Raw genomic sequence first — 531 nt, forward strand, 5'->3', positions numbered from 1 at the left:
GTATTACCTTTATACCACCCTTTTAGCTTGTAGACTTTCCCATTACTTGTTTTATACGTACTTGGTAGCGTCCCACTTTGCGTAAACGTGTAATCAGTATTCGTGATATTTGTTTTTTTCCCTTGGGTGAAGCCTGTTGGGGCTGTAATTTTTACACCATTGGTGTCAACGAAATTCTCGGTGACCTTACGATTGGTTAATTGATAGTAAACCGTTCCTACTGTTGTGTAATAACTTTCTAATTTATATGGATTAGTCGCTACAAATAATCGACTATACATATAATTGGATCCACTAGCAAATTCATTCATTTTAAACTGTGTCGCTGTCACTTTACTTAAACCATAATACAATGGCGCATTATTATGTGGTGCACCGATTAATGTATTGCCCACAGTTGAATACTGATTAAACGTAGCTTGTGTATAAGCATTGCCTGTGTAAAGAGAGATATTTTCATAAAATTTTGGAATAGTAATTCTCGTATTAGTCGTTCCGTAGTTATTCACACCGCCTAAAGATACATCTGCT

At 35.8% G+C, this 531-nt stretch carries 1 pseudogene; it reads right to left on the bottom strand.

Annotated features, from left to right (window positions below):
* Positions 1 to 531 (bottom strand): annotated as a pseudogene (locus tag AB3I34_RS13985) (WxL domain-containing protein); the annotation flags it as partial.

The organism is Enterococcus sp. C102(2024) (assembly GCF_040888205.1).
In the GTDB taxonomy this organism is placed as follows: Bacteria; Bacillota; Bacilli; order Lactobacillales; family Enterococcaceae; genus Enterococcus; species Enterococcus faecalis.